We start from the raw sequence: 20,862 nt of genomic DNA, 5'->3' as shown, positions 1-20,862 counted from the left end.
TACTGGTAATAAGATAAAAGAATGATAAATAAGCTGAACTCAATAAGATTAAAGAAGGCACTCTAGCATGTTTTTTTTGCACCTTTATTGCAAAAAAGAAGATTTTCTTCCTTTGACAACCTGGATTTTTCTATCCAGTTTAGGTGTATTCTTGACGAGCAACCTAGAAACGCGTGCTTATTTAATCAAACAATCACACACCAATAATGTCATTAAAACGAATAGATTTGATTTACATCATAAGTGTGATCAGGTGAATGTTACCACAACTGAAAACAAAAAACTTGTAACACTCCATACAGAATCTATTTTTATGAGGACCTTTCAAAAAATCCTAACATTGGATTTCTTTTTAATAAAGATTCCAGCTGTTGACACACGATTTCGCAACGTTAAAACACAATATTTCTCAAATAAACGCGCTCCTCCCAATGAACATACTTAATTCTCTTCCTTGAATATAAAAACGATCATCTTATTTTACTTGTGCTTTTAACTTTGAATAACTGTTAGATTGCCTATTTACGGAATATATCATGCGTACACCTGGTTGGTTAACTACCCTTTATTGTTTTATTCTTTTAAGCAGCATTTATGTTGCCTTACCCAATTTATTTTCACACGAACAAGTTAAAAACTCGAAATTCTTACCCGACACCCGTGTAGCACTTGGTCTTGACCTTCAAGGAGGCTCTTCTCTCCTGCTCGAGGTTGATAGCAAAACGTTAAAACGCGATCAGTTACATATAGTTTTAAGCAATGTGCGCAATGTATTGCGTGAAAAACAAATCCGCACCTCAAGTGTGCGTATCGTTGAAGATAGCGTTATTGCCCTTATTTCTGACCCATCGCAAACTGAAAAAGCACTCTCTGCTTTGAAAACATTAATAACCCCCATACACAGTAGCTTTGGCACAACAGAACATAACATCACGATCAGTGCTCAAAATGAAACTCTCCGCGTCACATTAACAGAAGCTGGTATAAAAGACCGTGTCAGCAATGCTATTGAACAAAGCTTAGAAATCATCCGTCGTCGTATAGATCAAGTTGGTGTTTCAGAACCAGCCATCCAAAAGGTCGGAAATGATCGTATTATGGTCCAATTGCCTGGACTACAAGATCCAAAACAACTGCGTGATCTTTTAGGAACAACCGCTAAGATGAGTTTTCATCTTGTTCCTTCTAATGTGGACCCCAATAACCCCCCTATAGGTGTTTCTATTCTCCCTGGATACACTGATGCAACACAACATTATGCAATTTATGATCAAATTGCTTTAGATGGAAATGTCCTGAAAGATGCCCGTGCAGGTTTTGACCCCCAAATACCAGGACGTTCCATTATTTCATTTACGCTAGATTCCGCTGGTGCAAAAATATTTGCCGATATAACACGACAAAATATTAACCGTCCTTTTGCCATTGTTCTGGATAATAAAGTTTTAACCGCTCCGACCATCAATAGCGTCATTCCCAATGGACAAGGTCAAATTACAGGAAACTTTGACCCCAAAGAAGCCTCAACTCTGGCTGCTCTGCTTCGTGCTGGTTCCCTCCCCGCACCACTCACGGTCATTGAAGAGAGAACCGTAGGTCCAAATCTTGGTGCTGATGCTATCCAAATGGGACTTTACACCGGCATAATTGGCTTTATTCTTGTTGCAATTTTTATTTTTCTTCTCTATCGTATTTGGGGATTAATTGCCAATATAGCACTAGCTCTGCACACAATTTTAACATTTGCTGCACTGAGTCTTTTGGGAGCTACGCTTACGCTGCCTGGTATTGCTGGTATTATTTTAGGCATCGGTATTGCCGTTGATGCTAATATCCTTATCAATGAACGTATCCGTGAAGAAAGTCGAAAAGGTGTGGGTGCTTTTGCAGCCCTAGATCGTGGATTTAAACACGCTTTTGCAACCATTGTTGATGCAAATGTTACAGCAATTATAGCGACCGTCTTACTATTTTGGTTCGGGACCGGTCCCGTTCGTGGTTTTGCCGTAACAATGTTGCTTGGTATTATCATCTCCATGTTTACAAATATCACCATTGTACGCATCATCATGATTTGGATCGTTCGTAAATGGAAAATTAAAAAATTGCATATTCACTCTGCTTTCAACATCATGCCACAAAACACAACTTTCCACTTTATGAAAGCACGTTTCATTGGTATTGGCGTCTCAATTGTTTTATCAATGGCTTCAGTTTTTCTCTTTTTTAAGCCTGGATTGAATTTTGGTATTGATTTCATTGGCGGAAGCCAAATGAGTATTACCACGAAAGGACCAGCAGATCTAGCAACTCTGCGTTCCAAGCTTTCTACTCTTAATATTGGTGAAGTTACCTTGCAAAATATTGATAACGAAAATACCGTATTAATTCGCATGCAGAAACAAAGCGGTGGCGAAGCACAACAAACCACCGCCATTGATAAGGTCAAAACAGCTGTACAAAATATCTATCCCGATACCACATTCGATCAAATAGAAGTTGTTGGTCCCAAAATTTCAGGTGAGCTTGCCACAGCTGCTTTTACTGCTGTTATTCTTGCGGCTATTGCCATGTCTCTCTATATATGGTTACGCTTCGAGTGGTTCTTTGCCATTGGAGCAATTATCACTCTCATTCTAGACACCACAAAAATGATTGGCTTTTTTGCTTTATTTCAATTTGATTTTAATTTAACGGCTATCGCCGCACTCTTAACAATTGTTGGATATTCTATAAATGATAAAGTTGTCGTCTATGATAGGATGCGCGAAAATATGCGTCTTTATAAAAAAATGCCGTTGCGCGAGCTGATTGATCTGTCAATTAATCAGGTTCTTGTACGTTGTTTTTTTACATCAGCCACAACAATTCTTGCGATGCTCCCCATGGCGATATGGGGTGGAAGTGCTGTTCATAATTTTGCATTACCCATGGTCTTTGGGATTATTATTGCAACATCATCCTCTATCTTTATTGCTGCTCCTATTTTACTCCTGCTAGGAAATTGGTGGCGTGAGCGAAATAATCGTGCAAATATCAAAGTGAAATAAAAATGCCCTTTAATGCGTATGGTACATCTCGCCTCTCTTCTCATAGAAATATAGTCGTTTTCATTCATTCGCTTTTTGATCAAGAATAGTAAATAATCCATGCTCCACGACACACCACTTATCACAACTATTGTTGCAGGCTTATGTTTAGCATTTCTCTTGGGAATGATTGCTAGCCGTTTACGTATTTCACCCCTTGTAGGCTATTTGTTAGCTGGTGTTATTGTGGGACCCAATACAGGCGGATTTAAAATAGATTCCGTCATCATTAATCAACTTGCTGAAATTGGTATTATTTTGCTGATGTTTGGTGTTGGGCTCCACTTTTCATTAAAAGACCTTTTATCTGTCAAAGCTATTGCTGTCCCCGCTGCTATTGCACAAATGGCATTTTCTACTTTTCTAGGTTTGTGCCTTGGTCTGATTATGGGATGGGGCTTTAGTGGTAGTTTGATCTTCGGTCTTGCTTTATCCATAGCAAGTACCGTTATCCTGCTACGTGCTTTGCAAGAGCGTCATCTTATTGAAACAGAAAAAGGACGCATTGCCGTTGGATGGTTGATTATTGAGGATTTAGCAATGGTCCTTATACTTGTCCTCATCCCTTCCTTGGCAAGTGCCCTCAGCAATACCAAAAAAGAAGCGTTGGATCCTCTTGTTCAATGGTTGGATTTAAGTATTTGGGGTATTTTTGGTCTCACCATCCTGAAGGTAATTGTATTTATTGCACTTATGCTCGTCATTGGGCGACGCGTTATCCCATGGCTTTTAAAAATGAGCGCACAATCGGGATCACGTGAATTATTTCGTCTTAGCGTCTTTGCTATTGCATTAGGAGTAGCTTTCGGAGCCGCTCATTTATTTGGAGTTTCTCTTTCTCTTGGTGCTTTTTTTGCTGGTATGGTCATGAGCGAATCAGAATTAAGCCACCGTGCCGCGGAAGAATCTTTACCACTGCGCGATGCTTTTTCTGTTCTCTTTTTTGTTTCTGTAGGCATGTTATTTGACCCCGAGAAACTCTTAACTCATTTTTTCCCTCTCTTAGCAACCTTATTCATTATCGTAATCGGAAAATCTGCTGTTGCCTTTTTCATCGTTAAAGCTTTTCGCTATTCTAATGCAACAGCTTTGACTATTTCTGCAAGCCTTGCCCAAATCGGAGAATTTTCCTTTATCCTTGCTGGTTTAAGTTTAAGCTTAGGACTTTTAAACAATGACGCTCATGATTTAATTCTTGGAGGAGCAATTTTTTCTATTTTGCTCAATCCTCTTGTTTTCATTGCCTGTAATAAAATTAAAAAACGTCTAGAAAAAAATTCTGCATCTTCACAAAATACCCAAACAATTATTGATATTGATCCACAAGATCCTGACCAAGATTTTTTACCGATGACCTTAAAAAACAACCATATCGTAATTATTGGCTATAGTCGTATCGGTAAGTGTGTTGCATTATCTTTAATAAATAGAGGTGAACCTATAGTGATCGTAGAAGAATCAAAACGCCTCTCTGATAAAGCGATTGCAGATGGCTTTGAGGCTATTTGCGGCAATATCATTCAACAAGAAATAATGAACGCAGCAAATATAAATAATGCACATAAAGTTGTTATTACAATGCGAAGTACCATTGAAGTAGGAGAATGTATCGTGAATATCCGTGATATGAAGAAAGATATCCAGATAATCACACATGCATTATCCGACACAGAAACAACATATCTCATTGATTTAGGTGCTGATGTTGTAGTAACAGATGATGAAGAAATTGCCAATGGCATTATAGAGTATATAACAGAACGAAGATCTGTAAGGAATATGCTCAATCATGAAAATTTACAGAAAACATAAAATGGATACAGAATCGTGAAAATAAAGCAATTTATATGGCCATTGATTGGTATCTTAGCAATGCTGGTATCTATTCGAATTCTTTACATGAAGCTCTCTGCCATTTCATTTGGGGATGTATTGGAGCGCTTGAGCAATTTAAATGCACAGCACTGGTTATTAGCCTGTTTATGTTCTCTCCTAGCTTATGCTGCTCTTGCTGGATATGATCGAATTGCCTTGCAACATCTAGGCCATAAAATTTCTTGGATTTTTATCGCTATATGTTCATTTACAACCTACGCTCTTTCACACAATATCGGTGCTTCAGTTTTTTCTGGTGCCGTTGTACGCTATCGCGCCTATAAAATGAAAGGATTAAACGGAACAGAAATCGCAATATTAGTAGGTTTTTGCTCTTTTACTTTTGTAATCGGCACAATCTTACTTTTGGGAATCGTTTTGGTGCTGCAACCCGAAATTATCACCCTCATTCATAAAGAACTTCCTGAATGGCTCGGAACAACGGCTGGAGCAATTTTACTCAGCTGTATAGCACTTTATACGTTTGGCAGCTGGCTTCAGTTAAAACCCTTACGCTTGGGTAAAAAAATTCAACTCTCCTATCCCCGGCTGAAAATTGTTATTCAACAGCTTCTCATTAGCCCTCTAGAGCTTTTAGGAGCAGCAGGAATTATATATGCTGTTCTCCCACATAACGCAGATATTCATTTTATCTCTGTTCTTGGTGTTTTCCTAGCATCTTTTACGATAACTCTTCTCTCTAATGCTCCAGCAGGAGGAGTAGGAGTTCTTGAAGCTCTCTTCATAACAGGCATGCCCAATATAAATCCAACCGATGTTATTGCAGCACTTATTGTCTTTAGAATGTTTTATTTGATTATACCGCTTATCCTTTCATTATTTGTGGTCGTCATTTTTGAGGCGCAACAATATTGGAAAAGAGCCCCCAAAACACCACCTGAATAAATAAAAGGCTATCAATGACTTCTTTTTTTATGTACCTATAAAAGAACAAAACACCATCGTGTTGCCAATTTACATATCTTTTTTAAGAAACCTCTCTCAACGCTCTTCTCCATTACACAACAATACCCGTAAATGGTATAATAGTAAAGCTATTGTTGCACCATCATCTTTATACTTAATAAAAGAGCAAGCCTGCGCCATTATACTATTTTTCCAATGTTATGATAACTTTTAGCACTTAAGAACATTAATAAGAATTATTTTTATGCCTTTCTTCAATAGTCTTTATCCACACGTTAATCCCATTTATGATGCAAAAATGAATGATTTTAATTAATTCATTATAAGAGGGATTGAAACAAAAGAAGTTTATGATAGTAAAGTTTTTTTAAATAAAGAATAATCAATTCTTTATAAATCAATATATTATAATGAATCTGAGTGGCTTTCTTAATATTTATATTTTTAGAGGTTTAGCTAACGGAAAGACAGCATAGCGTAACCACACAGCTTAATATTTTAAAACTTTAAGCCTCATTAAAGTTTATTGTCTTTCGTTTAACAGGTATTAGCTTTAAACAATTAAACTGATCTAATTTTATTACTTGTATGTCCAGCTAACTACTTTATTTTATCTTGATTTACCCTCTTGGAATACTGATGATTATTACAGAAGTTTTTTGTTTAAGCGGGAGAGTTATCAAAAAATATCCACGCTGCTGACACAACTAAAGTGTAAAGTTTCTTCTGTCTTTAAACAATATGCTAAAAATCCAAAAAAATTTAATCAATTTATATTAAAAGAAGTGAAAACTGTTGATTTTTATACCCCTTTAAATAACACAATTGTCGGTAAGAAGCTTCTCCTTACCAATTGCAACTTAAAAAAAGAAACAATACGCATTAAAAGATCTTTAAATGTCCTTTGGAAGTTCTTTGAGTCCCCTAAAAAGTACAAAAACCGATGACTAAGCTATATCAACAATCTTCACTTTTAAACAAACAGATATGGGGAAATCCTACTGCCCAATTTTATTTAGAAAATCGTACCTTAAAAAAATTACGCAATCAATAAGTTATTTACGGTATAAAACCAAATGGTGGGTGATGAGGGGATCGAACCCACGACCCGCTGATTAAGAGTCAGCTGCTCTACCGACTGAGCTAATCACCCATAAGTTTCTCAAAAAATGAGAATGAGCGTTTCTATAACGCTCCTAAGAGTGGATGTCTAGATATTTTGTTGTTTGTTATATGAACTCATTGTCTGTAAGGTTAAAAATATGATATTCACCACTTGATCTTATATAAAAATAAACTCATTATAAGAAGCTTTATAAATAAATGTTCTGATTGTTATACAGAACCTATAGTTAGAGGATTATCGAGCATAATGCCCGAGCGAAAATTAGAAGAACCTTCTTGTGGTTGTAAGCGGGATGGGGCATCATTTTGTTTTATCAACAATCACATGCATTCAAGCAATATTGTGCTGTTTTTTTCTTTGAATATAAGTTTTTTTACATTCAATGTTCATGATCCAATATACAAATAAAAGCCTATGAATTTTTTTTGTCAATCGCGCGCTTTTAAGCTTCTAAAAGGTAATGAATGATGGAATGGATCACTGATCCCCATGCGTGGTTTGGTTTGATCACGCTGGTTTTTCTCGAAATTGTTTTAGGAATAGATAACCTTATCTTTATTGCAATTTTAGCTGAAAAATTGCCACTGCATTTGCGTGACCGCGCACGCTTTATAGGTCTTACTTTAGCATTAATTATGCGGCTTTTCCTTCTTACCGTTATTGGATGGGTTATGAGACTCGATAGGGTAATTCTTTCACTTTCATCTTTTGTATTTAGTTGGCATAGCTTTATTTTAATCGGTGGTGGAGCCTTTTTGCTCGCAAAGGGAACGCTAGAATTACATGAAAGGTTAGAAGGAGTATCACATGAAAGAAAAACAGGCGTTGGTTATGCTGTTTTTTGGCAAGTAATCGTCCAAGTCGTGGTGCTGGATGCTGTTTTTTCACTAGACAGTATTATTACCGCAACAGGTATGATTGCAAAAGAGCAGGCAGCAGTTATGTATATCGCAGTCATAGCTGCTATGGGAGTAATGATGTGCGGATCTGGTGCTCTTATGCGTTTTATTAATCGTCATCCCACTATTGTAATCCTTTGTCTTGGTTTTTTGATGATGATTGGTTTTACTCTCATTGTTGAAGGATTTGGTTTTCATATTCCAAAAGGGTATTTGTATGCTGCTATTGGTTTTTCTGTTCTCATCGAAGCTTTTAATCAAATTGGACGTCGTAACCGTGAAAAAATGATTAAAACGAATGATCTACGCAGTAGAACAGCTGATGCTGTTTTGAGGCTCTTAGGAGGAGGAAGCAAAGATAGTCACCTTGCTGAGACTGTAGATGTTATTGCTGAACAGGCCGCAGCTTCTGAATTGTTTAGACCAGAAGAAAAGGAGATGATTCGTGGTGTTCTCGATTTAGCTGATCGCCCTGTTCGCTCTATCATGTCGCCGCGTAATGAGATTGAGTGGTTAGATTTAAATGCTGATGAAAATGAAATGCGTGAAGAATTACAAAAGGTTAAACATAGCCGCTTAATTCTTGCGCGTGAAAAAGTGGATGAATTTGTTGGCGTTGCATTGACAAAAGATCTTCTTTTGAATTTGGCTGAGGGGAAAAAGATTAATTGGAAAAAAGCTATGCGAGAACCCCTCGTTGTTCATGAAAACACAAGTGTTTTACGATTGATGGAGCAATTACGTCATTCTTCGATTCAGCTTGCAATTATTGTTGATGAGCATGGATCTTTTGAAGGAATTGCAACACCAACCGATATTCTTGAAGCTATTGCAGGAGACTTTCCTGATGACGATGAAGAACTCATGATCGCAGAACAACTTGAAAATGGCAGTCTTCTTGTTGAGGGATATGCTGATATCCGCCGTTTAAGTGGTTATCTTGGACGTAACCTTGTGGATGAAGCAGATCGTTATACGACTCTGGCAGGCTTTATGCTTTGGCAGTTTGGTCATTTACCAAATGAGGGAGAAAGTTTTGAAACTGATGGTTTACACTTTAAAGTGATTGAAATGGAACGCAGAAACATATCTAAAATCCTTATTTCTCCACTTGTATCACCAGAAAAAAGCTAATTCTTTTTATAAGCAAAATGAATAAAAAGATTTTTTTATGATTAAAAATTGAAAAGAATAAGCAGCTGATAACTCAATTGCATTTCATTATTTTTATATTTTTTTTAAGCGTAAAATAATGACATACAAAAGTTATATTATCAATGAACTTTCCATTATAAAAAATTTTCATTGATGATTGACGAAAAGCTGGAAGAGAGAAAATGGTGCAAAATTATTTGTCAATGGTCATTAATCTCAAAACAATGAATATATACAACATATTGATTTATAATAATTATTTATTACAATATTACCTTCACATCAAGAAAGCCTCTTTCAAACATCAGATTTCCGCCAATGGATAAAACTCCACCATTGTTGAGTTCACTCAACTGATGATGGCATCTTTAAACCAGACTCTGGCTCCTATAATCTTTTTAGATCTTCTTGATATTTCTTAAGGAGCTATTCCTTAGCTTTTGTTTCGATAAATTTAGCTATTTTTTTCCTTCCAAGAATGAAACTCCACCTCTCTGGAAAGCTTTTATTAAGAACTTTGTTTTTCTTCCAGATGGTTCATATTTTTTACTACTTTTGCAATGAAAGCGTAGCTGTGTTGCTTAGATTTGACTACTTCTTTGACTACAGCCAATGCACGTTCAAAATGAATCTGTTGGGTATTTTCATCAAAGCCTAAATGATCCTCTGCACTGAAACTTTGATAATAAGATTGTAAGGTTGCAACATCACCCAATAAAGCCAGTGCACCAATATGAAGTAAGCTATAATCTGCATCATCTACCTTGATAACCTTTATGTGCCTCCAACTTCACTCTATCGCCAAGGTGGTGCTCCATATCTGGAATAAAAGCATTTATGAAGATCAATTTTTTCTATCGCCTATTTCAAGACATAATCAAGCTTAATTCCAACCAATCTGCATATATTCCTTCTTCACAAACTCTCAACCCCTTTTTATAAAAATCAAGTTGTAGATCCTGTAAGTGCTGAGAATTGATAGGGATCAATTACCATACAGGCAGCAGATAAAATACCAGTACTAATCGAAACTCCAACATCAACTTACGGATAACCTTTGATAATTGCGTCATTATAAAGAATTTGTACTTCACAATCTGGGAGTTGATAACATGCTGAATAATTATCTAACTCTTTAATTTTTTCAACAAACCAATCAAGATTTTTGAAGAACACTGTTGCACTCTCCATGATTAAAAAATTCTTTGCTCTACCTCAAAAAAGGTTGTATCCATATCAAAAGTCAAAAGCGAAGCAGATTTTTGCAAACAAAAGTGATAACGCCGTGTAAGAGAAGAATCTTATCAATAAGGTCTTTGGTGATTTCTTTTGCAACGTCTAAACGAGATGGAATCTTATTCATAAAAAAAATATAATAAAGTCAATAGTTTGTGTGCAATTATTCTATATGAATCCCATTTAAAATCTACACTTTTATACGTGATTTAATTAACCATTTTTCATAAACAATTACCATGTATGGATAGACCATAAAACGCATGTAAACATTCAAATGAAGTGAACGCAGCTATCATTCATAACAGTTCATAAATTTTATGATACGTTTTTATCACACACAAATCGCATTATTAAAAACGTAATCGTTTGAAATTATCGATAACATAAATTGCATGCGTTTAAAGAATGGTATGGGGTTTACTCTTTTTTTGAGCTAAACCTTAAAAGAAATAATCATTTGAAACTATCATAGAATAGGTTTTAATTCATTAAGGGCACATAAAAGGATTTAAAGACAAGTCGATTTAAAGCGCCGCTTACTAAAAAGTTAGTCAATAATAAGCAGACATTATATAGATATTATCATCACAACAGGTAATGAAATTGATAATGTTATGTCGTAGAAATCAAGAGATTTTTAATGATATAACGCAGGCAAACAAGCAAAAAACGTTTTAAAAGTTACAGTTTAAAAATACGAAACCAAATGAAGTCCCCTCAAATTTGAGGATACTTATTAAGACAAAGATAAGTAGATAAATTTCAAAAGGATTGCAATCATATTACAAAGGCATGGTGTTTTACTCAATTTTGAGTCAAAAGCGACAATATTAAAGACTGCTCTACTCTAAAGTTAACGAGCTCAAATTTGGGCTGATTAATTTTGCCAGCCCAAATATGGACCGGCTTATTTGCAGAGAAATTAAGTTTAAATGCAAAGTGAAAATACGCTTATGAGAACCTCACTAAATGAACGTTTAAACGTTTAGAGACATAAAATGATATCTCTATAAATACGTTTGAAACCTAGATTTATAACAGTTTAAAAGCCTTAGATTTTATAAAAAGCGGTTGTTTATTATCTTATGAAAAGCTGCTTTTAAAAACCAATGTTCGTAAATGTAAACAACGGGTTTTGTTACAAATATTCACTTAATACGCATTTTCTCTTGAGAGTCTTGATATGAACCTACCAAGCATTGAGACATTTTGATAATGTACTTTGTGTCAAATGACCACTTCAAAAATGCGAGCGTTATTCTTAATACGCTTTATAGCCATACATAAAGTGTTTATAGGTTCTGTAATTCAAATGAGTGATTAAAGATCATATCTGTCATTTACGTTCCTTTTGATCAGTTTTAATCAATAGAATAGAGCGTTTGCAATATGATACGTTTTGTATACATGCATTCATTATTGACTTCTTTTGTATGATCTGTAGTACCTCTATTTAAAAGCAGCGTCATATCAATTGGCACAGCTTTCTTTTATGATACGTTTATAACCATCAAAGAAGACCCTCCACGTCTGTCATTTATTCTGTTTATCAATCTTGATAACATCATCACTTTCATAAACCTCTCAATTTATGGGAACCGAATATAAATCGCTATGTCTTTTTATTCTTGCATTGCCATATACATTACTTCTAATCACGATATAATCAGGAGATCTTGGCATTGCCATAAACAGAGCCGTAGACCTTAGTATGACACCCCACGCTAGCATTGCCGTAAACCTTGCCTAACAACCGCATGATCATAAACCGCGGCATTGCTATGAATACGTGCACTACCGGATAATTTTGCATTCCCATAAACCCGCGCTTAATGATAAACTCAAACGTTATAAGAAAGATGAGCATTGTCATAAACATGAACACCAAAATACACATGGGTTTTATCACATATAAGGGTATTGCCATACACATAGCCACCAATGGCAGCATTGCCATAGCCCCTTATATTTTCATAAACACAACCAGATTTTACAACACAGACATTATCAGCAACCCAGCAATTACCATCATGAGAGAGATTGCTTTCATTTTCAATAAAAGCATCCAGATCGCTTTTTTTACATCACCAAAATCGTTTAAAGCACGAATGCGATAATATATATATACATGACCAGTCACGAAATCCATTTGATTGATCTATTCATATTTTGGATGGTTTTTTCTGATTAACAGGAGCGGTTTCATTTGCAATGAAAGAAATAACGGAGGTGTTTTTTGATATAGTTATCATAATTAAACCTGTATGTTTTTAAAAGTTTTGAACAGACATTAAGCCAGCTCCAAACCAAATGTTTGTTGCATCAAGCGCTCTGTTCAAACTAATAATAACATATTCATTACCTAGTAGTAGAATACCAACTCCTACACCTGCATAAAGCGAAGCAATAATCCGCCCATATGGCTATGCTGCATGACCATAATAGAACCCAAAACCATCATTGCTACACTCGCAACACCAGCAGCAAAACGGATCAAAAGGACTAAGTGTTAACGCCATGAAAATAATTAAGTGCACTCATCACTATAGCTGCACAAGATAGTATGCGAGGAGCAAGAAATATAATCCCAATTCTGCCAAACGTAAAGAACATACTCCCAACTAAATAACCACCATAATTAGCGTTCAGTATATAAAAAAGTTGATTAAAAGTAAACAATCCCTCATCCAACATAACTGGCAATATTGGTGTATAGAGAAATCACCAGATACCCATATCAAAACCATATCGAATACAGCATTTTGAAACAATTCAAATCTTAACGGTTGTTTTTTCCCCCTTATTATTCCTTTAACTGATGATATTCCTCATCCGCGTTCCATATCACCATAACAGCCTTTAACTCCAAAAATAGAATAAAAGCAAATTTAGCTATCTATTTTAATGCTCAAAACAATATATTTAGCGGTCTACTATCAACATCGCCAGATCAGTTTTACAATAACATATTGAATTAATATGTATTTTTATGTTATAAATGTTTATAGTTAAATTGAAAGCATATTTAGATAACCTTGCTTTTTTATCTCGATATTCAAAATGACTAACCGAACAATTATATACGCAGCCGTAAATTTTACTTCTCTTAAAATCATTTGCTTATTCGCTGCAAAACTTAATAAACAACTCAAATAACCATTTTCATAAAAGAGGAAATTGGTTTCTTTTAGATAATATTGTTATTTAGTATGATATAAAGTTGAAAAATTTGGTGCACCCGACAGAATTCGAATCTGTGACCTCTGCCTTCGGAGGGCAGCGCTCTATCCAGCTGAGCTACGGGTGCTTCGCACTGATTATTAAAATCAGTTATGGTCTTTTAACTAATCATACTCTTAGCTTCAATGCTAAATTATCATTCTAATAAAAAAATTACTCGTTTGTAATTTATCTAACGACGCATTCCTTTTACTTTTTAATGATACTTTACCTTGAAATAACTTCTCTTTATTCAATGCTCTTTTTATTATAAAAAGAGCTTTTATTACAACTTCAAAACTCTCAAAAATAAGTTACAACATAAATTATAAGTATCAGGATAATTTTTAAATGGCTACATTACCAAGTCGCTTTCATTTTATTTCCGCAGAAACTGAGGAGGCTATCAAAGCTACCCATAAATTAATTTCCGTTTATGGTCATTCTTCTCTGGAAGAAACTGATATTGTTGTTGCAATCGGTGGTGATGGGACAATGTTACAAACCGTACGAGATGTCATGAACACAGGCAAACCTATTTATGGTATGAATCAAGGTTCTATAGGATTTCTTATGAATGAATTTCATGAAAAAAAATTGCCCAATCGTATTGCTGCCGCACATAAAAAAGAAATCCATCCCCTGCGCATGATTGCAAAATCTGAATGTCAAGATTCTATCGAGGCGCTTGCAATTAATGAAGTATCCCTCTTTCGGCAATCTTATCAAGCGGCAAAAATTCGCATCACCATTGATAACAACGTACGCATGGAACAATTAAGTTGTGATGGTGTCCTCGTCGCTACACCAGCTGGATCAACCGCCTATAATTTATCAGCACAAGGACCTATCTTACCTCTTATGGCTCCCCTTATGGCCCTCACTCCCGTTAGCCCTTTTCGCCCTCGGCGTTGGCATGGAGCTTTGCTTCCCGATACAGTAACAGTGCGCTTTGATATGCTTGAACCTGACAAACGCCCTGTAAACGCTGCTGCAGATAATATTGAAGTTAAATCTGTTCATTCAGTTACTATTTCAATGGCAACAGAAGTAACAGCTTCAATCCTTTTTGACTCAAATCATTCATGGGATGAGCGCATTTTATCAGAACAATTTCGCTATTAATGATTGTATTATGCGTTTTATATGTATATGATTGTTATAGTTATTTTTTTTTGTGAAACCATCTTAATACTTTTAAAGAGTGTAGAATATTGGTTATAATCATCATTAGATAGCGCAGTTAAAATCACAGAGCAGTTGATAAAAAAATGATACCATCTTTAAACAGTTTTGATGATTTAGGTCTTTCCGCAAAGGTTATTAATGCGGTGAAATCAGCGGGGTATACAGCTCCGACACCTATTCAAAGTGAAACAATTCCGCATGTCCTTCAAAGAAAAGACGTTTTAGGAATCGCCCAAACGGGAACAGGTAAAACTGCCTCTTTCGTATTGCCTATGCTCACTCTCCTTGAAAAAGGTCGTGCAAGAGCACGAATGCCCCGTACGCTCATCTTAGAACCAACAAGAGAAATTGCAGCTCAAGTTGAAGAAAATTTCGATAAATACGGAATAAATCATCGTTTAAACGTTGCTCTCTTGATTGGTGGGGTATCTTTTGAACTCCAAGATCGCAAACTTGAACGAGGAGCTGATGTTCTTATAGCAACACCAGGGCGCCTTCTTGATCATTGCGAGCGCGGTAAACTACTCCTGATGGGCGTTGAAATCCTTGTGATTGATGAAGCTGATCGCATGTTGGATATGGGCTTTATTCCTGATATTGAACGCATCTGTAAGCTAACCCCTTTTACGCGTCAAACTTTGTTCTTTTCTGCAACAATGGCGCCAGAAATTACAAAACTAACGAAACAATTTTTACATTCTCCCGTATCTGTTGAAGTTACAAAAGCTTCCTCAACAGCTACCACAATTACACAACGGCTTGTCAAATCTGGAAATAAATCATGGGATAAAAGAGCGGTTTTACGAGAGCTTATCCAAAATGAAGGTGCAGAGCTTCAAAATGCAATCATTTTCTGTAATCGAAAGAGAGATATTTCTGAACTTTTTAGATCGCTCATCAAACATAACTTTAATGTAGGGGCACTTCATGGAGATATGGACCAATATTCGCGCATGAACACCCTAGCTGATTTTAAAAATAATAAACTTACACTTCTTGTTGCTTCTGATGTTGCTGCCCGTGGACTCGATATTCCAGCTGTAAGTCATGTATTTAACTATGATGTTCCTACACATGCTGAAGACTATATCCATCGAATTGGTCGTACAGGGCGTGCAAATCGTAGCGGAAAAGCCTTTACAATCGTTACAAAAGCTGATCAAAAATATATCAATGCCATCGAGGAAATGAGTAATGAAAAAATTGAATGGCTCAATGGAGATCTCTCAACTTTAATAGCCGATGATCAAACAGAAGATATTGTTGTAAAGAAAAAATCTTCAAAACCATCAAAGAAAACTGCTCCAAAAGAGACTGTTGCTCACACTAAAAAATCTGTAGAAGAGAATAAAACAGAATATATCAAAAATGCAAATAATAAGGAGAAGCCATCTGAGCAACAACGCTCACGAAAAAATAAGAATTACACACCTATTGGATTTGGTGATGATATTCCTGCTTTCATGCTTATAAAAACGTGCAAATAAACCCGTTCTTTACTCTCTTTTAGAGTGAGATGAACAAAATGCTTAAAAAAGCCGCTCTTATTTTCTAGAGAGCCTTTCCGTTATCTTTTCACGCCCTAAAAGCTGCAAAATTTTTCCCATTTCAGGTCCATGATCCATGCCCGTAAGTGCCTGACGTAATGGCATAAATAAAGCTTTTCCTTTTCGACCTGTTTTTTCTTTTAATGCTGTTGTCCAAATTTTCCAACTTTCCTCATTCAAAGCACCTTCAGGTAAGAAATCGAGTGATTGGTGCACAAAAGCACGATCCTCTAGTGCTACTGTATCAAAATTCTGTTCATCATGAATGATTTTCCACCAAAAAACAGCCTCATTGACTTTATTAATATTGCTTCTTATCGCATTCCAGAAATATTCCGCCTTATCTCCCTCAATAGAAAGTTTTTTAAGGCGCATTTTTACTTCCTCATAGGTTAACTCATGGACAAGATGACTATTCAAAGCAAGAAGATCAGCAATATCAAATTTTGCAACGGATCTTGACGTATCTTGGAGATTAAAATGCTCTAAAAGCGCAGCTTGATTGGGATAAGGATGCACATTTTGCGATGTCCCAATCAAAACGGCAAGGCATTGAACAGCTATAGATTCAAATCCTTCTTCCCGTAGAGAACGAATAGAAAGATCATTATTACGTTTTGAAAATCCTTTTCCTAAAACTGTCGCCAATAAATTGGTATGAGCAAAAACCGGTAATTCTGCATTAAGAGCTTTAAAAAGAGCAATTTGAGCGCCTGTATTTGTAATATGATCATCCCCACGAATAATATGCGTAATAGCCATATCTACATCATCAACAATAGACGGCAATGTATAAAGATAGGTTCCATCTTCACGAATAAGAACAGGATCTGAAAGAGAAGCTAAATCAATCGTCTGCTTTCCCTTTATTGCATCATTCCAGCAAACTTCTGTTCGCTTTGTGTGTAAAGGATCACTTTCAAAATTAGGAAGAAGAAAACGCCAATGGGGTTTACGACCTTGTGATTCAAAGTTTTTTCTCTCTTCTGTTGTCAACTTCAATGCTGCACGGTCATAAACAGGAGGCAATTTGCGTGAAAGCTGGATTTTACGACGCCGCTCTAATTCCTCTGTTGTCTCATAACAAGGATAAAGAAGGCCACGTTGTTTGAGAATTTCTGCCACTTCATCATATCGATTAAATCGCTTGGATTGGTAATAAATTGCATCTGGTTGAATACCAAGCCATTCAAGGTCAACAGCAATAGCATCGATATATTCTTGTTTAGAACGTTCAATATCTGTATCATCATAGCGTAAAATAAATTCTCCCTTATACGCTTGCGCATAAAGCCAGTTGAAAAGCGCAATACGGATATTGCCAATATGAATATAACCTGTTGGAGAGGGAGCAAAACGAACTTTAACCATAAAATAATACTCAATTTTTATCGCGAAAATGATTGACTATAGGATAGCGACGATCGCGTCCGAAATTTTTGTAACTGATTTTTACACCAGGCGCAGATTGACGCCTTTTATATTCGGCACCATAAAGAAGCTGTTCAACTTTCGCAACAGTTTCTCGTGAATGTCCACGTTTAACAATATCACAAATACTCATGTCATTTTCTACAAGAGATTGTAATATATCATCTAAAATAGGATAAGGCGGAAGAGAATCTTCATCTTTTTGATTTTCCCGCAGCTCTGCAGAGGGTGCTTTTTCTATAATATTGGATGGAATGATCATTCCTTCTGGTCCTCTCAAATTGTGCAAGTGATTTTTATTGCGCCACTCCGCTAATGCATAAACCTGCATTTTATAAATATCTTTAAGAGGATTAAACCCGCCATTCATATCCCCATACAGTGTTGCATATCCCACAGCCATTTCTGACTTATTGCCTGTCGTTACCACCATTGAGCCGAATTTATTTGAAAGCGCCATTAAAAGTGTACCGCGTATACGACTTTGAAGATTTTCCTCTGTGACGTCAGAGGGTAACCCTGAAAAAACAGGTGCCATTGTCTTTAAAAAAGCCTCAACAGGTTGTGCAATCGGTATGATTTCATAACGACATCCCAAAAGATCAGCACATTCTTTGGCATCTTTTAATGATTCTTGCGAAGTATAATGATAGGGCATCATAATGGTGCGAACCCTCTCAGCACCAAGAGCATCCACCGCCATTGCCGTACACAGGGCTGAATCAATTCCTCCTGAAAGACCAAGAATAACATCCTTAAAGCCGTTTTTATTAACGTAATCTTTCAACCCCAAAACACAAGCTTGATAATCAGCCGCTAATCCATTGAGAAGACTTTCATTAGGACCTGAAATACAGTGCCATCCCGTCGTTGTTTTTTGCCAATGGCTTAAAGCAATATGGCTATCAAAGTGTTTCATTTGAAATATCTTTTTGCCTTGTCCATTCAAGGCAAAAGACCCACCATCAAAAACGAGCTCATCTTGACCACCTACTTGATTAGCGTAGATAATTGGCACTCCAGATTGTAGAGCCTGTGTATGAACAACGTCTATACGTTTTAATGTTTTATTACGATAATAAGGAGATCCGTTAAGGACAAGAATAATTTCCGCTCCTTTATCTTTAAGCTCTGTACTAAGAGAGGAATCATTCCAAAGATCCTCACAAATGACTATTCCTAATTTAATTCCATGATAGACAATAGGCTGAGGACGTGGACCTGAAGAAAATAAACGCTTTTCATCAAATTCAGCATAATTAGGTAAATCAAACTTCAAACATTCGGCAATGACTCTCCCTTCATCAAGAACCATGACAGCGTTGTAAATATTACCATTGCGCCTTAATGGAAGACCAATGACAATTCCTGGTCCGCCTACGGTTATCTTTGCTAATTTCTCAACAGTCTCTTCACATGTTTTTGTAAAAGCAGGTTTTAGAACAAGATCTTCCGGCGGATAAGCACTTATAAAAAGTTCCGTGAATAAAACAAGATCAGCCCCCTCTTCTTTGGCCTTTTGATGCGCCATGACAGCTAAAGAAAAATTCCCCTCAATATCACCGACAATAGGATTTAATTGGGCAATTGATACCCGAATATCATTTTTCATAAGCCTTTGTATCATTTCATCAGTTTAGCAACCACAACTTTATTCTTCATCATCGGAAACATCATTTTTTAAAATTCTTTTCTGCCATAATGACCTAAAAATATTAGGCAAATTTTTGCCTACCCCCCAGCAGCAATTGCTAACGATTCAGTCACGCGATTTTTTTTAAGGAGTTCAGCAACAAGAAAAGCCAATTCTAACGCTTGATCTGCATTTAACCGTGGATCACATTGCGTATGATAACGATCAGATAAATCGTCCACAGAAATGGCGTGCGCCCCTCCTGTACATTCAGTAACATCACGACCTGTCATCTCAATATGAATGCCTCCTGGATAAGTTCCCTCTCCACGATGCACTGCAAAAAAATTCTCTACTTCTTTTAAAACATAATCAAAAGGACGCGTCTTATAACCATTGGCAGTAATTGTATTGCCATGCATTGGATCACATGACCATATAACCGCACGCTTCTCGCGTTCAACAGCACGGATGAGTTTAGGCAGATAACTTTCAACTTTATCATAACCAAAGCGCGTAATGAGAGTAAGCCGCCCCAACTCGTTTTCAGGATTTAAAATATCAATTAATTTTAAAAGCTCATCAGGCTCAATGGAAGGACCACATTTTAATCCTATAGGATTCTTAATGCCGCGACAATATTCAACGTGAGCATGGTCAATCTGACGCGTACGGTCACCAATCCATAACATATGACCAGATGTTGCATACCAATTTCCTGAAGTTGAATCAATCCGAGTCAAAGCCTCTTCATAACCAAGCAACAGTGCTTCATGACTGGTATAAAAAGATGTTTCACGCAATGAAGAATGTGTTTTGGATGTAATCCCTATAGAACGCATAAAATCAATTGCTTCAGAAATACGCTCTGCCAATAATTCATAACGTTCTCCCTGCGGACTGTTAGAAACAAAACTCAACATCCATGTGTGAACATTTTCTAAATTAGCATAGCCACCTTGTGAAAAAGCACGCAATAGATTAAGTGTTGCCGCAGATTGGCGATAAGCCATAGACATCCGTTGCGGATCTGGAATACGAGAACCGGCTTCAAATTCAATGCCATTAATAATATCCCCACGATAAGCAGGAAATTCAACTCCCTCTTTTCTTTCAATATCAAAAGAGCGAGGCTTTGCAAATTGACCAGCAATACGACCAATTTTAACAACCGGTTTAGAACTACCAAAGGTCAAAACAATCGCCATTTGCAAAAATACACGAAAAAAATCACGAATATTATCAGCTTCATGTTCTGCAAAGCTTTCGGCACAATCACCACCTTGCAATAAAAAAGCTTGGCCTTTCGCAACGGCTGCTAATTCATTTTTTAAATCACGTGCTTCACCGGCAAAAACTAAAGGAGGATACCTTCTCAGTTTTCGCTCAACATCTTCTAACATAGACTTATCCGGATAAGTCGGAACTTGTTTAATTGGCCTTGTTCTCCAAGTGTCAGGCGCCCATTCTTTTATCATTACACTCTCTCTAAAGATTAATCTTACAGATTAGCATATCAAAAGCTTTTTACCGC

14 protein-coding genes and 2 tRNA genes are annotated in these 20,862 nt (G+C 36.4%); 7 read left to right on the top strand and 9 right to left on the bottom strand.

Annotated features, from left to right (window positions below):
* Positions 1–67 precede the first annotated feature (67 nt).
* The 4 genes from ACFINE_RS01465 (at position 68) to ACFINE_RS01450 (ending at position 5,870) form a co-directional block, all read left to right on the top strand.
* Complete coding sequence (locus ACFINE_RS01465) at positions 68–445, top strand: hypothetical protein (RefSeq protein WP_375613487.1); 378 nt, start codon at positions 68–70, stop codon at positions 443–445.
* A 91-nt stretch (positions 446–536) separates the two neighbouring features.
* A complete protein-coding gene (gene secD, locus ACFINE_RS01460) occupies positions 537–3,050 on the top strand; it encodes a protein translocase subunit SecD (RefSeq protein WP_375620802.1) in 2,514 nt (837 codons plus the stop codon).
* A gap of 99 nt (positions 3,051–3,149) precedes the next feature.
* A complete protein-coding gene (gene ybaL / locus ACFINE_RS01455; protein WP_375613485.1) occupies positions 3,150–4,901 on the top strand; it encodes a YbaL family putative K(+) efflux transporter in 1,752 nt (583 codons plus the stop codon).
* A 15-nt stretch (positions 4,902–4,916) separates the two neighbouring features.
* Entirely contained in the window at positions 4,917–5,870 is a 954-nt protein-coding gene (locus ACFINE_RS01450) for a YbhN family protein (RefSeq protein WP_375613484.1), read from the top strand.
* A 1,098-nt stretch (positions 5,871–6,968) separates the two neighbouring features.
* On the opposite strand, the gene ACFINE_RS01445 is transcribed toward ACFINE_RS01450, so the two are convergent.
* Positions 6,969–7,044: transfer RNA gene (locus ACFINE_RS01445), tRNA-Lys, on the bottom strand.
* A gap of 437 nt (positions 7,045–7,481) precedes the next feature.
* Between ACFINE_RS01445 and ACFINE_RS01440 the strand changes: the two genes are divergently transcribed.
* Positions 7,482–9,050, top strand: a complete 1,569-nt coding sequence (locus tag ACFINE_RS01440) for a TerC family protein (RefSeq protein ID WP_375612149.1) — start codon at positions 7,482–7,484, stop codon at positions 9,048–9,050.
* Between the two features lie 529 nt (positions 9,051–9,579).
* Here the strand turns inward: ACFINE_RS01440 and ACFINE_RS01435 are convergent.
* From ACFINE_RS01435 to ACFINE_RS01415, 5 genes are all read right to left on the bottom strand, one after another.
* Positions 9,580–9,804: a hypothetical protein gene (locus ACFINE_RS01435; RefSeq protein WP_375620816.1), complete on the bottom strand. Its 225-nt coding sequence runs from the start codon at positions 9,802–9,804 to the stop codon at positions 9,580–9,582.
* Positions 9,805–11,976: 2,172 nt separating this feature from the next.
* A complete protein-coding gene (locus ACFINE_RS01430) occupies positions 11,977–12,183 on the bottom strand; it encodes a hypothetical protein (RefSeq protein WP_375620801.1) in 207 nt (68 codons plus the stop codon).
* A gap of 397 nt (positions 12,184–12,580) precedes the next feature.
* Complete coding sequence (locus ACFINE_RS01425; protein WP_375613508.1) at positions 12,581–12,685, bottom strand: hypothetical protein; 105 nt, start codon at positions 12,683–12,685, stop codon at positions 12,581–12,583.
* 127 nt (positions 12,686–12,812) lie between these two features.
* Positions 12,813–13,004 carry a hypothetical protein gene (locus ACFINE_RS01420; RefSeq protein WP_375620800.1) on the bottom strand — a complete coding sequence of 64 codons (192 nt, stop codon included), beginning with the start codon at positions 13,002–13,004 and terminating at the stop codon, positions 12,813–12,815.
* A 536-nt stretch (positions 13,005–13,540) separates the two neighbouring features.
* Positions 13,541–13,617: transfer RNA gene (locus tag ACFINE_RS01415), tRNA-Arg, on the bottom strand.
* Positions 13,618–13,880: 263 nt separating this feature from the next.
* Here ACFINE_RS01415 and ACFINE_RS01410 point away from each other — a divergent pair.
* Positions 13,881–14,654, top strand: a complete 774-nt coding sequence (locus tag ACFINE_RS01410; protein ID WP_375620799.1) for an NAD kinase — start codon at positions 13,881–13,883, stop codon at positions 14,652–14,654.
* 146 nt (positions 14,655–14,800) lie between these two features.
* The gene (locus ACFINE_RS01405; RefSeq protein ID WP_375620798.1) at positions 14,801–16,204 is read left to right on the top strand and encodes a DEAD/DEAH box helicase; all 1,404 of its coding nucleotides are present in this window, start codon (positions 14,801–14,803) and stop codon (positions 16,202–16,204) included.
* A gap of 57 nt (positions 16,205–16,261) precedes the next feature.
* On the opposite strand, the gene gltX is transcribed toward ACFINE_RS01405, so the two are convergent.
* From gltX to ACFINE_RS01390, 3 genes are all read right to left on the bottom strand, one after another.
* Positions 16,262–17,635, bottom strand: a complete 1,374-nt coding sequence (gene gltX / locus ACFINE_RS01400; RefSeq protein ID WP_375620797.1) for a glutamate--tRNA ligase — start codon at positions 17,633–17,635, stop codon at positions 16,262–16,264.
* Positions 17,636–17,645: 10 nt separating this feature from the next.
* Entirely contained in the window at positions 17,646–19,307 is a 1,662-nt protein-coding gene (locus ACFINE_RS01395; protein ID WP_375620796.1) for an NAD+ synthase, read from the bottom strand.
* Positions 19,308–19,426: 119 nt separating this feature from the next.
* Complete coding sequence (locus ACFINE_RS01390) at positions 19,427–20,806, bottom strand: class II 3-deoxy-7-phosphoheptulonate synthase (protein ID WP_375620795.1); 1,380 nt, start codon at positions 20,804–20,806, stop codon at positions 19,427–19,429.
* Positions 20,807–20,862 lie beyond the last annotated feature (56 nt).

The sequence above is a fragment of the Bartonella sp. AA97HXZ genome, from assembly GCF_042196985.1.
Taxonomy (GTDB): Bacteria; Pseudomonadota; Alphaproteobacteria; order Rhizobiales; family Rhizobiaceae; genus Bartonella.
Note: the sequence above shows the minus strand (reverse complement) of the source record. Positions and strands in the feature narration are given on the sequence as shown.

What these genes read in the sequence shown, in the direction of transcription:
- ACFINE_RS01390 (WP_375620795.1), bottom strand. Translation starts at nt 20,806, where the DNA reads ATGATAAAAGAATGGGCGCCTGACACTTGGAGAACAAGGCCAATTAAA.
- ybaL (WP_375613485.1), top strand. Translation starts at nt 3,150, where the DNA reads ATGCTCCACGACACACCACTTATCACAACTATTGTTGCAGGCTTATGT.
- ACFINE_RS01465 (WP_375613487.1), top strand. Translation starts at nt 68, where the DNA reads ATGTTTTTTTTGCACCTTTATTGCAAAAAAGAAGATTTTCTTCCTTTG.
- ACFINE_RS01405 (WP_375620798.1), top strand. Translation starts at nt 14,801, where the DNA reads ATGATACCATCTTTAAACAGTTTTGATGATTTAGGTCTTTCCGCAAAG.
- gltX (WP_375620797.1), bottom strand. Translation starts at nt 17,635, where the DNA reads ATGGTTAAAGTTCGTTTTGCTCCCTCTCCAACAGGTTATATTCATATT.
- ACFINE_RS01395 (WP_375620796.1), bottom strand. Translation starts at nt 19,307, where the DNA reads ATGAAAAATGATATTCGGGTATCAATTGCCCAATTAAATCCTATTGTC.
- ACFINE_RS01410 (WP_375620799.1), top strand. Translation starts at nt 13,881, where the DNA reads ATGGCTACATTACCAAGTCGCTTTCATTTTATTTCCGCAGAAACTGAG.
- ACFINE_RS01440 (WP_375612149.1), top strand. Translation starts at nt 7,482, where the DNA reads ATGATGGAATGGATCACTGATCCCCATGCGTGGTTTGGTTTGATCACG.
- ACFINE_RS01420 (WP_375620800.1), bottom strand. Translation starts at nt 13,004, where the DNA reads ATGTTGGATGAGGGATTGTTTACTTTTAATCAACTTTTTTATATACTG.
- secD (WP_375620802.1), top strand. Translation starts at nt 537, where the DNA reads ATGCGTACACCTGGTTGGTTAACTACCCTTTATTGTTTTATTCTTTTA.
- ACFINE_RS01430 (WP_375620801.1), bottom strand. Translation starts at nt 12,183, where the DNA reads ATGACAATGCTCATCTTTCTTATAACGTTTGAGTTTATCATTAAGCGC.